At 70.1% G+C, this 14,382-nt stretch carries 11 protein-coding genes and 1 tRNA gene; 2 read left to right on the top strand and 10 right to left on the bottom strand.

The genetic code is table 11. From position 1 onward, the window contains the following. Nucleotides 1-9 precede the first annotated feature (9 nt). From rpmE to AC2XR2_RS30205, 10 genes are all read right to left on the bottom strand, one after another. Nucleotides 10-228 (bottom strand): 50S ribosomal protein L31, encoded by a 219-nt coding sequence (gene rpmE / locus AC2XR2_RS30250; protein ID WP_020136574.1) that lies wholly within the window; start codon nucleotides 226-228, stop codon nucleotides 10-12. 150 nt (nucleotides 229-378) lie between these two features. Next, nucleotides 379-1,485, bottom strand: coding sequence for an LCP family protein (locus AC2XR2_RS30245; protein ID WP_491516787.1), 1,107 nt, complete (start codon nucleotides 1,483-1,485; stop codon nucleotides 379-381). A 207-nt stretch (nucleotides 1,486-1,692) separates the two neighbouring features. Then, nucleotides 1,693-3,495: a trypsin-like serine protease gene (locus tag AC2XR2_RS30240; protein WP_491518533.1), complete on the bottom strand. Its 1,803-nt coding sequence runs from the start codon at nucleotides 3,493-3,495 to the stop codon at nucleotides 1,693-1,695. 141 nt (nucleotides 3,496-3,636) lie between these two features. Next, entirely contained in the window at nucleotides 3,637-5,655 is a 2,019-nt protein-coding gene (gene rho, locus AC2XR2_RS30235; RefSeq protein WP_491516786.1) for a transcription termination factor Rho, read from the bottom strand. Between the two features lie 408 nt (nucleotides 5,656-6,063). Next, on the bottom strand, nucleotides 6,064-6,993 hold the full coding sequence (thrB, locus tag AC2XR2_RS30230; RefSeq protein ID WP_330264448.1) for a homoserine kinase: 930 nt from the start codon (nucleotides 6,991-6,993) through the stop codon (nucleotides 6,064-6,066). 258 nt (nucleotides 6,994-7,251) lie between these two features. Further along, nucleotides 7,252-8,310: a threonine synthase gene (thrC, locus tag AC2XR2_RS30225; RefSeq protein WP_491516785.1), complete on the bottom strand. Its 1,059-nt coding sequence runs from the start codon at nucleotides 8,308-8,310 to the stop codon at nucleotides 7,252-7,254. A gap of 6 nt (nucleotides 8,311-8,316) precedes the next feature. Next, the gene (locus AC2XR2_RS30220) at nucleotides 8,317-9,609 is read right to left on the bottom strand and encodes a homoserine dehydrogenase (RefSeq protein WP_381302471.1); all 1,293 of its coding nucleotides are present in this window, start codon (nucleotides 9,607-9,609) and stop codon (nucleotides 8,317-8,319) included. A 140-nt stretch (nucleotides 9,610-9,749) separates the two neighbouring features. Then, nucleotides 9,750-11,141 (bottom strand): diaminopimelate decarboxylase, encoded by a 1,392-nt coding sequence (lysA, locus tag AC2XR2_RS30215; protein WP_491516784.1) that lies wholly within the window; start codon nucleotides 11,139-11,141, stop codon nucleotides 9,750-9,752. A gap of 12 nt (nucleotides 11,142-11,153) precedes the next feature. Next, complete coding sequence (nrtL, locus tag AC2XR2_RS30210) at nucleotides 11,154-12,509, bottom strand: ArgS-related anticodon-binding protein NrtL (RefSeq protein WP_491516783.1); 1,356 nt, start codon at nucleotides 12,507-12,509, stop codon at nucleotides 11,154-11,156. Nucleotides 12,510-12,649: 140 nt separating this feature from the next. Next, nucleotides 12,650-13,090 (bottom strand): response regulator, encoded by a 441-nt coding sequence (locus tag AC2XR2_RS30205; protein ID WP_381302468.1) that lies wholly within the window; start codon nucleotides 13,088-13,090, stop codon nucleotides 12,650-12,652. A gap of 195 nt (nucleotides 13,091-13,285) precedes the next feature. On the opposite strand from AC2XR2_RS30205, the gene AC2XR2_RS30200 reads away from it, so the two are divergent. Both AC2XR2_RS30200 and AC2XR2_RS30195 read left to right on the top strand, forming a co-directional pair. After that, nucleotides 13,286-13,357: transfer RNA gene (locus tag AC2XR2_RS30200), tRNA-Arg, on the top strand. 514 nt (nucleotides 13,358-13,871) lie between these two features. Further along, nucleotides 13,872-14,330: a DUF3592 domain-containing protein gene (locus tag AC2XR2_RS30195; RefSeq protein ID WP_491516782.1), complete on the top strand. Its 459-nt coding sequence runs from the start codon at nucleotides 13,872-13,874 to the stop codon at nucleotides 14,328-14,330. Nucleotides 14,331-14,382 lie beyond the last annotated feature (52 nt).

Here is a 14,382-nt window from a genome sequence, read left to right as displayed (position 1 = left end):
GGTGGCTCGCTACTTCTTGGCAGCAGCCTTGCCGAAGCGGGCCTCGAAGCGGGCCACACGGCCACCGGTGTCGAGGATCTTCTGCTTGCCCGTGTAGAACGGGTGGCACTCGGAGCAGACCTCGGCACGGATGGTGCCGCTGGTGATCGTGCTACGGGTGGTGAACGACGCGCCACAGGTGCAGCTGACCTGCGTCTCGACGTACTCGGGGTGGGTGTCGCGCTTCAAGGTGTCTCCTAGTTTCGGGAGGGCACCGGGTCGCCACCGCGGGATGCGGGAGCGTGAACCGGGGCCGACGTACCAGTCTGCCAGCACTGGCCGCATCCCCCAAAACGAGGGGTGGCCACGAACTATTCCCAGCCGACCGCGAGCGGTCCTCTACGACGTCACGACACCCTTGGCCTGGCCCGTCGCGTTGCCTTCCGTGGCCGACTTCGGGATCGTCCGGTCGTTCTCCAGGGCCGTCCAGATCTGCCTGGCCTTGGTCTTCTGGACGAGCACGCGGTTCGGGTTGGCCGGGTCGTACTGGACGGGCATGGTGACCATGGTCATGTGCGCCGGGCCGATGCCCTTGAGGCCGCTCGCGAAGGAGACCAGGGAGTTGACCGAGCCGAGGTCGGAGTCGGTGGTGACGGCCTTGGTGGCGGTGTCGGCGAGGTCGTACAGCTTCTTGGGGTTGGTCAGCAGGCCGACCTCCTTGACCTGCTTGACGAGGGCCTTGATGAAGGCCTGCTGGAGCTGGATGCGGCCGAGGTCGGAGCCGTCGCCGACGCCGTGCCGGGTGCGGACGAGGCCGAGGGCCTGGGCGCCGGTGAGCTCGTGCGTGCCGGCCTTGAGGTCCAGGTGGCTGTCGGGGTCCTTGATGGCCTTGGTCGTGGTGACCGTGACCCCGCCGAGTTCGTCGACCAGCTTCTCGAAGCCGCTGAAGTCGACCTCCAGGTAGTGGTCCATGCGGATGCCGGTCATGGACTCGACCGTCTTCACCGCGCAGGGCGCGCCGCCGGTAGTGTAGGCGGAGTTGAACATGACGCCCCTGGCCGCGTCGTGCTCCTTGCCGTCGGTGTCGGTGCACTCGGGGCGGTCGATCAGGGTGTCGCGCGGTATGGAGACCACGGTGGCCTTCTTGTGGCCCTTGTAGACGTGCACGATCATCGCGGTGTCGGAGCGGGCGCTGCCGTCGTCGGTGCCGCCGCCGAGCTTCCGGTTGGAGCCGGAGCGGGTGTCCGAGCCGAGGACGAGGATGTTCTCGGAGCCGTTGTCGACCTTCGTGGGCCGGGCGCTGCCGAGGACCTGGTCGATGTCGACGCTCTTGATGTTGCCGTTGAGCTTGAAGTACAGGTAGCCGGCCCCGGTACCGCCCAGCACGACGATCCCCGCGGCGACCCAGGCCGTGATCAGCAGGCCCTTGTGCTTCCTGCCGCGGGGTTTGCGGCGACGTCCCTTGCCGCCCGGTTTCCCGGGTGTCGGCGTGCTCTCGGCTGACATGCGCTCCTCGAATCTCGTCCGGTCGGTTACCCCCTGTTTTCAGGGTCAGACGTGGTCACAAAAAGACCCGTACCGCACCATGTTCGCTCCGCCTGGTCAGACGGCGAAACTCGAGAAAGGGTTGCACAACGCGCTGTGACCACCGCGTGCAGCGATGGTCACAGGACGTCACAAGAACCTCAGGGCGAGCCTTGCTCACCAGCGGTTTCAGCCAAAGATGTCGTACTGCTGGAAACCGGTACCAACGGTGACCCTTGTGGCAAAGATCTCGCTGGTGGCCTTGCCGGTGCCCTTGTAGAGGTAGAGCGTGCCGCCGGCGGTGCGGGCCACCAGGTCGGCCCTGCCGTCGCCGGTGATGTCACCGACGGCGTCGAAGGCGTTGTAGCCGCTCCAGTTGCTGCGCACCTTGACGCGGGCCGCGAAGACGCCGGTGCCGGACTTGCCGGTGCCCTTGTACAGGTAGATGTCGCCGGTGGTCTTGTTGCGGGCGAGCACGTCCGCCTTGCCGTCGCCGGTGAAGTCGCCGTGGCCGAGGAGCTGGTTGTACTGGCTCCAGCCGCCGCCGACCCGGACCCGGGCCGCGAAGCTGCCGTCGCCCTTGCCCGGGTAGATCCACAGGACGCCCGCGGAGTCCACGGAGAGCAGGTCGGCCTTGTAGTCGCCGGTGACGTCGCCGGGGGTGACGATCCGGGTGCGGGTCCGCCAGTCGGTGAAAACCTTCTTCGGGTCGGCCCAGGCACCGCCGGTGGACGACGGGACGAACCGCAGCCAGTACACGTCACCGGTGGCGGAGACGCGGTACACGAGGTCCTGGTAGCCGTCCCGGTTCAGGTCGGTCTGCCGGACCAGGTTCACGCCGTTCCAGTCGCCCCAGGACTGCGGGGCGGCGAGGGTGGTGCCCTTGGAGTCCAGCTCGTAGCCGACCTTGGTGGACGACTTGCGCACCCACAGGTCGGCCTTGTGGTCGAAGCTCAGGTTGGTGTCGTCGACGCGCGGGTAGGCGGCGCCGACGTACTTGCTGACCTTGGTGAAGACGCTGTAGGCGCCCTTGGCCACGCAGTCCGTGACGTTCCAGGAGACCACGCCGACGATCCGGCCGTTGACGACGAGCGGTCCGCCGGAGTCGCCGCTGCAGATGGCGGTCGTACCGGAGTCGCGGCCGCTGGCGGGCGGGCCGGCGCAGGTCATGTGCCCCTTGATGAACCAGGAGCCGTAGGCCGCGGCGCAGGTGGCGTCCGACTTGATGGGCAGCGTGGCCGTCTTCAGCGTCTGGGAGACGTTGTCGTTGGTCGAGCTGGTGCGGCCCCAGCCGTAGACCTTGGCGGTCTTGGCGCCGGTCGTGGCGGGGTCGTAGGAGCCGGTGTCCGTGGACGTCGTCATACGGATCGGGGTGGCCTTGACGGGAGCCGCCAGGGTCAGCACCGCGATGTCGTTGTCGATGGTGTCCTCGTTGTACGACGGGTGGTACCACTGGCGCAGTACGGCCGTCGCCGTCCCGCCGTGCAGGTCCCCGTCGTCGGAGAGCAGCTGGGTGGCCCCGGTGACGACGAGACCGCCCTTCGCCCAGTTCGCGCCCTTGACGCAGTGCGCGGCGGTGAGGATCTTCGTCGGCGCGACGACGGCACCGCCGCAGAAGAAGCCGGTGTCGTCGCTGGTGCTGGTGGTGCCCTTGTCGTCGACGTACCAGAGCTGGGCCATCCACGGCGCCGCGGAGATCGTGGTCGTAGTGCCGCCGATGATCATCGGCGAGACGGTGCCGTCGACGGCCGGGCTGCTCGCCGTCGACCTCGACGGGCGGACGACCGCGCCGGAGCCGTCGTCGGCGGCCACGGCGGCCACGAGCCGCTTCTTCAGCTCGGCCTGCGAGGGCACGGAGACGGTCTTGACGGGCGGCTCGGGGGCGGGCGTCACGGTGGCGGCGCTCGCCGACGTGGCCAGCAGCGCGGCGGTCACGGCGACGGGCAGCGCGATCCACAGCCGCCGTCTGCGCCGACCGGCCCCTCCGGACATGGATATGCCCATGCAAGTCCCCCCTAGGGATCAGAAGTTCGGAAATCGCGAACGCGACCGAAGAGCGCGATCCTAACCCGCCAGGACACACCGAAAAGGGCCGCCCCCCGAAACGGGGGACGGCCCTTTCACGGACTTCGCTCAGTCGCCGTTGCCGGGCGTCGGCGTCGTCTTCTGGATCTGCATCAGGAACTCGGCGTTCGACTTCGTCTGCTTCATCTTGTCGAGAAGCAGCTCCACCGCCTGCTGCTGGTCGAGGGCGTGCAGCACCCGGCGCAGCTTCCACACGATGGCCAGCTCGTCCGGGGCGAGCAGGATCTCTTCCTTGCGGGTACCGGACGCGTCCACGTCCACCGCGGGGAAGATCCGCTTGTCGGCGAGCTTGCGGTCGAGCTTGAGCTCGGCGTTGCCCGTGCCCTTGAACTCCTCGAAGATCACCTCGTCCATGCGGGACCCGGTGTCCACCAGGGCGGTGGCGAGGATGGTCAGCGAGCCGCCGTCCTCGATGTTGCGGGCCGCACCGAAGAAGCGCTTCGGCGGGTACAGGGCGGTCGAGTCGACACCACCGGACAGGATGCGGCCGGAGGCGGGCGCGGCGAGGTTGTACGCACGGCCCAGACGCGTGATCGAGTCGAGCAGCACGACCACGTCGTGGCCCAGCTCCACCAGGCGCTTGGCGCGCTCGATGGCGAGCTCGGCGACCGTGGTGTGGTCCTCGGCCGGGCGGTCGAAGGTCGAGGAGATGACCTCGCCCTTGACCGACCGCTGCATGTCGGTGACCTCTTCCGGACGCTCGTCGACCAGGACGACCATCAGGTGGCACTCGGGGTTGTTGTGCGTGATCGCGTTGGCGATCGCCTGCATGATCATGGTCTTGCCGGTCTTCGGCGGGGCCACGATCAGACCGCGCTGGCCCTTACCGATCGGCGACACGAGGTCGATGATGCGGGTGGTCAGCACGCCCGGGTCCGTCTCCAGGCGGAGGCGGTCCTGCGGGTACAGCGGGGTCAGCTTGTTGAACTCCGGGCGGCCGCGGCCGTGTTCGGGCGCCATGCCGTTGACGGAGTCGAGGCGGACCAGCGCGTTGAACTTCTCGCGCCGCTCGCCTTCCTTGGGCTGACGGACCGCGCCGGTGATGTGGTCGCCCTTGCGCAGGCCGTTCTTGCGGACCTGGGCGAGGGAGACGTACACGTCGTTCGGCCCGGGCAGGTAGCCCGACGTACGGATGAAGGCGTAGTTGTCGAGGATGTCCAGGATGCCCGCGACCGGGATCAGGACGTCGTCCTCGTTGATCTGCGGCTCGCCCGCGCCACCGATCTCGTCACGGCCGCGACGGCCACGACGGTCCCGGTAACGGCCCCGACGGCCGCGGCGGCCGCCCTCGAAGTCGTCGTCGTCCTGCGGGCCGTTGTCGCGCTGCTGGCGGTCCTGACGGCCACCGCCCTGCTGCTGGTTCTGCTGCTGGCGCTGACCGCCCTGGCCCTGCTGGTCGTCGCTCTTGCGACGGTCACCGCGGTCCTGGCGGTCGCCGCGCTCCCCGCGGTCCCGGCCGCGGTCACGGCGGTCGCGGCGGCCACGGCCCTCGCCGTCACCGGCGTCGGCCTGCGGCTGCTGCTGCGCCTGCGCGGGCGTCTCGGCCTTGGGCTCGGTCTTCGCCTCGGCCACGATCGTCTCGGTGCTGCCCGCGGGGGCGCCGGCCTCGGCGGTGGCGCGGCGACGGCGGCGCTCGGCGGGGGCGTCGTCCGACCCGCGCTCGGCGGCCGGCTGGCCGGGAATCTCGATCTGCTGCTGGGCCACGGCCTTCTCGGCGGGGGCCTCGGCCTTCGCCTCCGCCTTCTTCTCGGCGGCCTCGCCGGTGCGGGCCTTGGAGGTGGCGCGGCGCTTCGGCTTGGTCTCGGTGGCGGTCTCGGCCTTGGCCGGGGCCCCACCTCCCGCCTGCGCCTCCTTGATGACCTCGATCAGCTGGCTCTTGCGCATCCGCGCGGTGCCCCTGATGCCGAGGCCGGATGCGACCTGCTGCAGCTCGGCCAGCACCATGCCTTCGAGGCCGGTACCGCGGCGCCGCCGGGAGCCGGCACCGCTGGCAGGCGCGGCGTCCGTGGCGGGCGCGGCAGCGGTGTCCTCGACACGTGCGCCCATCAGATCGGTGGTGTCGCTCACGAAGGGTCCTTCCCTGGAGCGGACGTCGGCCTGTCTGGCTCGGCGACCGTTTGTGCTGTCCGACGTCGGTCCCATCCTTGTGGACCGAGCCGGGGCGGTGGTCCGCCTCAACGGCGGAGGAATGTGGTGACGGCGCTTCCGAGAGCCGTGGCACTGAGTGTCCGTGTCACGTGGCTTGGACGCACCGGTTCCGGAGCGTGCCCGGCAAGTCGCTCAGTGCTCGCGTACGAGGTACTGCCCATGTACGTCGTACGAAACACAGTGCGGCTTGGGAGGCTCCCGGAAGAATGTCTGTCCCGGACGGGGACGTGAAGCACCTCGCCATGGTGGGGTCGGGTGCAGACTTGAGGTTAACACTACCGGATCCAACAAACATTCCCCCTCTCGAAATCCGGCACACGCCGGATCTCACATGTCACCGGCGGCCGCGAGCGGAAGCACGCTCGCCCCCTGGTCGTCCAGTTCGAGCCGGTTGGCGGCCCAGCCCTCGCCCGCCAGATGGGCCACCTTGTCGGCGCTTTCCGCGTCGACGAGCGCGAGCACGGTCGGGCCCGCTCCCGAGATGACTGCCGGGACTCCGTCGGCCCGCAGCCGCTCCACCAGCGCCGCGCTCTCCGGCATGGCGGGAGCGCGGTACTCCTGGTGGAGACGGTCCTCGGTGGCCGGCAGCAGCAGCTCGGGGCGCCTGGTGAGGGCCTCGACGAGCAGCGCGGCGCGGCCCGCGTTGGCGGCGGCGTCGACGTGCGGCACGGTGCGCGGGAGCAGTCCGCGCGCGGTCTCGGTCAGGACGGGCTTTCCGGGCACGAAAACCACCGGAACGATGGAATCGTGGGGCTCCAGCCTGATCGCCCGGGCGGCGCCGGCCTCCATCCAGGCGAGCGTGAAGCCGCCGAGCAGACACGGGGCCACGTTGTCCGGGTGGCCCTCGATCTCGGTGGCGAGCTCAAGCAGCGCGGTGTCGTCGAGGCGGGCCTCGCCGCCTATGGTCACGGCACGCGCGGCCACGATCCCGGCGCAGATGGCGGCCGAGGAGGAGCCGAGGCCCCGGCCGTGCGGGATGCGGTTGGCGCAGACGATCTCCAGGCCGCGCGGCTGGCCGCCCAGCAGATCGAAGGCGGTGCGCAGGGAGCGTACGAGAAGGTGGTTCTCGTCACGCGGGAGCGTCTCGCTCCCCTCCCCCGCGATGTCGATGTGCAGCCCGGAGTCGGCCACCCGGACGACCACGTCGTCGTAGAGCCCCAGGGAGAGGCCCAGGGCGTCGAAGCCCGGACCGAGGTTGGCACTGGTGGCGGGGACGCGCACCCGGACGGCGGCGGCGCGGAAGGCGGGACCGGCCATCTCTCGATGACTCTCCTTGAGCTGCGTGATGGTCGAAGACGTTCGATGGGTACCTGGAGACCCTCAGGCCGCGGAGACTACGCGGCTCCCTGCCATACGCGGAGGCATATGCAGGGGGCGGGTTCGGTACAGCCTATCGAAGGAAGGTTCTGTGGCGACATAGGGCGCACAGGAGGCGCACGATGCGTGTCGTAAGCCCCCTGTGCACCCCTTACCGGGATCTCCCGGCGGAGTCACGGATTCCGTGTCAGGCGAGCGTCAGGCGAGCCCGAGGCGCTCGGCCGCGGTGGCCGCGTCGACCGGGACGGTGACCGGCTGCGGCGCGCCGGCGACGGCCCAGTCGGGGTCCTTGAGGCCGTTGCCGGTGACGGTGCAGACGATCTTCTGGCCCGGGTCGACCTTGCCCTGCTCGGCCGCCTTCAGCAGACCGGCCACCGACGCGGCGGAGGCGGGCTCCACGAAGACGCCCTCCTGGGCGGCCAACAGCCGGTAGGCGCGCAGGATCTCACGGTCCGTCACCTCGTCGATGAACCCACCGGACTCCTCCTTCGCCCCGAGGGCGAACTGCCAGGAGGCGGGGTTGCCGATCCGGATGGCGGTGGCGATGGTCGACGGGTCCTTGACCACCTCGCCGCGCACGATCGGGGCGCTGCCGGAGGCCTGGAAGCCCCACATCCGGGGCGTCTTCGCGGCGACACCGTCGGCGGCGTACTCCTTGTAGCCCTTCCAGTACGCCGTGATGTTGCCCGCGTTGCCGACCGGCAGGACGTGGATGTCGGGCGCGTCGCCGAGCATGTCGACGATCTCGAAGGCGGCCGTCTTCTGGCCCTCGATGCGCACCGGGTTGACCGAATTGACCAGCGCCACCGGGTAGTTGTCGCTCAGCGAGCGGGCCAGGGTGAGGCAGTCGTCGAAGTTGCCGTCGACCTGGAGGATCTTCGCGCCGTGCACGAGGGCCTGGCCCATCTTGCCGAGCGCGATCTTGCCCCGCGGGACGAGCACGGCGCAGACCATGCCGGCGCGCACGGCGTAGGCGGCGGCGCTCGCGGAGGTGTTGCCGGTGGAGGCGCAGATGACCGCCTTCGCGCCCTCCTCCTTGGCCCGCGTGATGGCCATGGTCATACCGCGGTCCTTGAAGGACCCGGTGGGATTGGCGCCCTCCACCTTGAGGTGGACCTCGCACCCGGTGCGCTCGGAGAGCACCTGCGCGGGCACGAGGGGCGTGCCGCCCTCGCGGAGCGACACGACCGGCGTGCTGTCGGAGACGGGCAGCCGGTCCCGGTACTCCTCGATGATTCCGCGCCACTGGTGGGTCATTGCTGGTTACTCTCCTTCAACCCGCATGATGCTGGCGACACCCCGCACGGTGTCGAGCTTGCGCAGCGCCTCGACGGTGCCGCCCAGGGCGGCGTCGGACGCGCGGTGCGTGACGACGACGAGAGACGCCTCGCCGTCCTTCCCCTGCTGCCGAACGGTATCGATGGACACCCCGTGCTCGGCGAACACGGTGGCCACCTGAGCGAGAACACCCGGTTTGTCCGCCACGTCCAGGCTGATGTGGTAGCGCGTGACGACCTCGCCCATGCCCGAGACGGTCAGGGCGGCGTACGCGGACTCACCGGGCCCGGTCGTGCCGCTGAGCCGGTTGCGGCAGACGGCGACGAGGTCGCCGAGGACGGCGGAGGCGGTGGGGGCGCCGCCCGCGCCCGGGCCGTAGAACATCAGCTGGCCGGAGGCGTCGGACTCGACGAACACGGCATTGTACGCGCCGCGGACGGAGGCGAGCGGGTGGGTGAGCGGGATCATCGCGGGGTGCACGCGCGCGGTGACGGACCGGCCGTCCTCGGCGCGCTCGCAGATGGCGAGCAGCTTGATGGTGCAGCCCATGTTCTTCGCGGAGGCGAAGTCGGCCGCGGTCACCTCGGTCATGCCCTCGCGGTAGACGTCGTCGAGACGCACACGCGTGTGGAAGGCGATCCCGGCGAGGATGGCGGCCTTGGCGGCGGCGTCGAACCCCTCGACGTCCGCGGTCGGGTCGGCCTCCGCGTACCCGAGCGCGGTGGCCTCGTCGAGGGCCTCCTGGTAACCGGCGCCCGTGGAGTCCATCTTGTCGAGGATGAAGTTGGTCGTGCCGTTGACGATCCCGAGCACCCGGTTGACCTTGTCACCGGCGAGGGACTCGCGCAGCGGGCGGATCAGCGGGATGGCACCGGCGACGGCGGCCTCGTAGTAGAGGTCCTTGTCGGCCTTGAGGGCCGCCGCGTGCAGGGCGGCGCCGTCCTGGGCGAGGAGGGCCTTGTTGGCGGAGACGACGGACGCCCCGTGCTCGAAGGCGGTGGTGATGAGGGATCGCGCGGGCTCGATCCCCCCGATGACCTCGACGACGACGTCGATGTCCCCGCGTTTGACGAGGGCGGTGGCGTCGGTGGTGACGAGTTCCTGCGGGATGCCCTCACGGACCTTGGAGGGCCGCCGTACCGCGACCCCCGCGAGCTCCACCGGGGCCCCGATGCGGGCGGCGAGGTCGTCAGCGTGCGTCGTCATGATGCGCGCCACCTCTGAGCCGACCACTCCACAGCCCAGCAGCGCCACTTTCAGCGGACGCGTACGCATCATCCGACCTCGTTTCCTCATACCGTCACGGTGGGACCAGTCTCACTCACCGGACGGGAGTTTCTGCCCCTCGTCCGGATTATGAGACATCTATTTCATTTGTCCGGGGGTGGAAGACCGTAGATCTTCCAGCGCTGGTGTGTTCAGCCGACGTCGAGCCGCAGCAGGTCCTCCTCGGTCTCGCGGCGGACGATGACCCGGGACGCACCGTCGTGGACGGCGACGACCGGCGGACGCAGCACGTGGTTGTAGTTGCTGGCCATGGACCGGCAGTAGGCCCCCGTCGCCGGTACGGCGATCAGGTCACCCGGTGCCAGGTCGGCCGGCAGGAACGCGTCCTTGACCACGATGTCCCCGCTCTCGCAGTGCTTGCCGACGACCCGGGCGAGCATGGGCGCGGCGTCGGAGGTCCTGGACACCAGGGCGACGCTGTACTCGGCGTCGTAGAGCGCGGTGCGGATGTTGTCCGACATCCCGCCGTCCACGGAGACGTAGGTGCGCAGCCCGTCGAGGGGCTTGATGGTGCCGACCTCGTAGAGCGTGAACGCGGTGGGCCCGACGATGGCCCGCCCGGGCTCGACGGAGATGCGCGGGGTCCGCAGCCGGGCGGCGTCGCACTCACGGCTGACGATCTCGGTGAGCGCCTTGGCGATCTCGTGCGGCTCGCGGGGGTCGTCGTCGGAGGTGTACGCGATCCCGAGCCCGCCGCCGAGGTCGATCTCGGGAAGCTCGACGCCGTGCTCGTCACGGACGTCCTTGAGCAGCCCGACCACGCGGTGCGCGGCGACCTCGAATCCGGACATGTCGAAGATCTGCGACCCGATGTGGGAGTGGATCCCGATGAGTTCGAGCGAGTCGAGCTGAAGCGCCCGCCGCACGGCCTCCGCGGCCTGCCCGCCGGCGAGCGGGATACCGAACTTCTGGTCCTCGTGGGCGGTGGCGATGAACTCGTGCGTGTGCGCCTCCACACCGACGGTGATCCGGATCTGCACGCGCTGCCGCGTGCCCAGCTCACGGGCGATGTGCGCGACCCGGACGATCTCCTGGAAGGAGTCGAGCACGATCCGCCCGACCCCTTCGGTGATCGCGCGGCGGATCTCCTCGGTGGACTTGTTGTTGCCGTGGAAGGCGATGCGGTCGGCGGGCATGCCGGCGGAGAGGGCGGTGGCGAGTTCGCCGCCGGAGCAGACGTCGAGGTTGAGCCCCTCTTCGTGCAGCCAGCGCACCACGGCGCGGGAGAGGAAGGCCTTGCCGGCGTAGAAGACGTCGGCGTCGGCCCCGAAGGCGCTGCGCCACGCACGCGCGCGTGCCCGGAAGTCGGCCTCGTCGACGATGTAGGCGGGGGTGCCGTGCTCTTCGGCGAGCCGGGTGACGGGGATGCCACCCACGGTGAGGACACCGCTGTCGTCCCGCGTGACCGTCTGGGCCCAGACCTTGGGGTCGAGGGTGTTGAGGTCGGCGGGCGGGGCGGAGTAGTGGCCCTCGGGGAGAACGTCGGCGTGGCGGGGCCCGGCGGGGTGTGCGGAACGGCTCATCGTTGTCGTCTTTCAGAGGTGTTCGGGTGCGTCGATGCCGAGCAGGGTGAGGCCACCGGCCAGCACCGCCCCGACGGCTTCGGCAAGCGCGAGCCGGGCACGGTGGGCGGCCGAGGGTTTCTCCGCGCCGCGCGGAAGGACGGTGACGAGAAAGGGCAGAGCGGCATCGGCGACGCTGACGAGATGCCGGGCCAGCCGATCGGGAGCATGCTGCGCGGCCGCCCGGGCGAGGACACGGGGGTGATCGGCGAGGACGGCGTGGAGAGCCTTGAGGTCGGCTGCGTCTTGGGTCTGCTCTACGGCGGCGCGGGCGGGGTGGGTGTTGCGGGGTTCGGTGAGCGGGTGGCCCGGGGTTGCGGTGTTGCCGGGCTCGGTGAGGGGGTGGCCCGGGGGTGTGGTGTCGCCGGGCTCGGTGAGGGGGCGACCCGGGGGTGTGGGGTTGCCGGACTCTGCGAGCGGAGGAACCGGGGTTGCGGTGTCGCCGGACTCTGCGAGCGGGGGAACTGGGGGTGAGGTGTCACCGGGCTCGGTGAGGGGGTGCACCGGGGCGGTGGGGTCGCCGGACTCTGCGAGCGGGCGACCCGGGAGTGCGGGGTCGCCGGGCTCGGCGTGGAAGCCCAGGTCGGAGGCGTTGCGGCGCAGGGCCCGGGTGCGGGCGTGGGCGTAGCGGACGCGGAAGAGAGGGTTGCTCTCACGCTGGACGAGGTGGTCGGCGGTGATACGGGGACGGTCGTGGGGGGCCGGGTGGAGCAGGGCCCAGCGGGCGGCGTCCCGGCCGAGGAAGGTGGGGTCGGAGTCGGCCGGCACCGGGCGTACGTTGACGTCGAGGGGCGCGGGGGCGTCGGACGTGCCGTACGCGTCGACCTCGACGCCGAGGATGTCGACCCACGCGGGGGCGGGCCTGCGAACGCAGCTGGTACGGACGAGGGCGCCTTGAGAGCGGAGGACACGGGCGAGGGCGTCCATGACGACGACGGCGCGGACCTCGTGAGGCGCGTGCAGCTGCACGAGCTGTCCGGTGGGCCGGTCGACGTGCCCGTACCTCTGTCCGAGCTGGCGGATCTCCCGCACGAGGTCGGCCTGGTTCCCGCGCAGACTGATGTTGAGGAAGCCGGGCCCGGTGACGACGACATCGCTGATGCCGTCGCTGGAGGCGAGACGCCGGCGCAGGATCTCGGCGACCCGCAGCGGGGGCTGCCCGGCGGGACCGGCGAGCTGGAGGGCGAGGTTGGTGGCGTAGTCCCCACACCCACCGGGCCCAGGAGCGGTCACCTTGGCCCCCGTCGGCACGACCACGTCCAGCTCCCCGTCGTCGACAGCACGACGCACCGCGCGCAGCACGGTACGGGAGAGCTCGACGGGGGTCACGGGACAAGCGTATGGGAGGAGGGGGGTGGGTAGGCGAGCGGGTTTGGCGGGGGTCCGGGATGTGGACGGTCGGGGTGGAGAGACCATCGGCCCTTCCGGTGACTCGCGAGATCACAGCGATCCGGGGCGGCCCGGGGGGCTCAACCGCCGGCGTGACTGGCGCGCTCAGCCTCTCCACTACCCAGGACAGGCACAACGAACGAGCCGTCGCCGTCCTGAACGTCGGTCGCTTGACCGGCTTGCTCCATCAACTGCCGTACGAGCCGGACGAGTTCGGCGGGCTCGAAGGGTTTGGCGAGGAAGGCGTCGACGCCGACGTCGAGGCCGCTGTCGACCTCGTACTGGGTACAGGCGCTGACGATGGCGAGGGGAAGGTGGGCGGTCCGGGGGTCGGAACGCAGCTGTGCGGCGGTCCGCAGCCCGTCCAGCCGGGGCATGACCACATCGAGGGTCACGACATCGGGCTGCACTTGATGAACGACATCCAGACACTCGACGCCATCGGCCGCGGTCACGACCTCGAGACCCTCCAGCTCGAGATTGACCCTGATCAACTGCCGGATGACCTTGTTGTCGTCCACAACAAGCACCCGACCCGACGCGCCTGGCACAACTCGAGAGTAGGTGCGGACCGGCCACCGCGTCCGGCTTTTCCCCACTTCCACCCCGCGAGGGGGACGCGCGGCTCCCCCACCCCGCAAACCCGTTCCTGATCACCCCGACGAAGCTGGTAGTGTTCTACCCGTCGCCGCGAGCCACCACCTCGCACCCGACACGCCCCCGTAGCTCAGGGGATAGAGCAACGGCCTCCGGAGCCGTGTGCGCAGGTTCGAATCCTGCCGGGGGCACCCTTCAAACGGTGCCCAAAGACCCCGTCACCAGCGGAAACGCTGAGGCCGGGGTCTTCGCGTATGTGCAGGCGTATGCAGGCCGCGTCAGCCCCATGTCGGGGTCGGGCAACGGCGGCGCCTCAGACCTAGCGTCGGCTACCGCTGCAACCTCAGCGGTGGTCGGTGTGTCCTAGGTCGTGGGGGCTAGGAGGCGCCGATGTGGGAGCGCGGGTTCGAGCAGGGTGACGAGCGAGGGAAGGTTCGTCTTCTTGGTGGGTGGGGCTCGGTGGTGGGGGGCGGGGCCTTTGTGGTGTGGCTTGTGTTCCGTCCGTTTTCGTTGACCTGGAGTCAGGTTTTTGGTGCGGCCGTCGGGCTGTCCGTCGCGGAACTGTTGTTGCGTCGGTGGGCGTGGGCTCGTCGTTGGGGTGGGCGGATCCCTTCGCCGGGTCGGGTCGTGGGGGCGCTGGTCTCGAGGGTCGGTGTGTCGTTGCCGTTGTCGGGATCCCGCTGGGGCAGGGCTCGGTCGGTTGCCGTGGGGTTCCTGTTGTTCGGCAGTGTTGCCGGGATCATGGGATGGGAAGCCGGCCAGGAGAACCAGTTGCTGCACGATCTCCGGGAGCACGGGCGCAGGGCCGAAGCGACCGTGGTCGCCATTGCCGGCCGGTCGGAGGAAGGCTGGCCGAATTACCTGGCCGTGCGCTTCGTTGCGCCGTCCGGCGTCGTGGAGGCGCATATCGATGTCGGGGGCGACTCGGGGAGAGACCTGAAGCCTGGGGGGCACGTTCCCGTCGTCTATGACCCGTCGGACCCTTCTGAGGTCCGCCACGCTGACTTTCTGGGCGGATCCGACGCCGGCGGGCTTCGGCTGGGTTCTGTGCTGTTCGGGCTGCTCGCGGCCGGTTTTCTGGTGGGCACCGTTCGAGAGGTGATGCGTGTCCTGGCGCAGACGGGAGCAGGTGAAACGCCGGACTCGCCGCGTACCGGAGCCTGAGCGTCACGATGCAACGAGGTTCCTGGCGGGATGCCAGAGGCCTGGGTTGCAG

This window comes from Streptomyces sp. LS-MS-L19, assembly GCF_058382285.1.
Note: the sequence above shows the minus strand (reverse complement) of the source record. Positions and strands in the feature narration are given on the sequence as shown.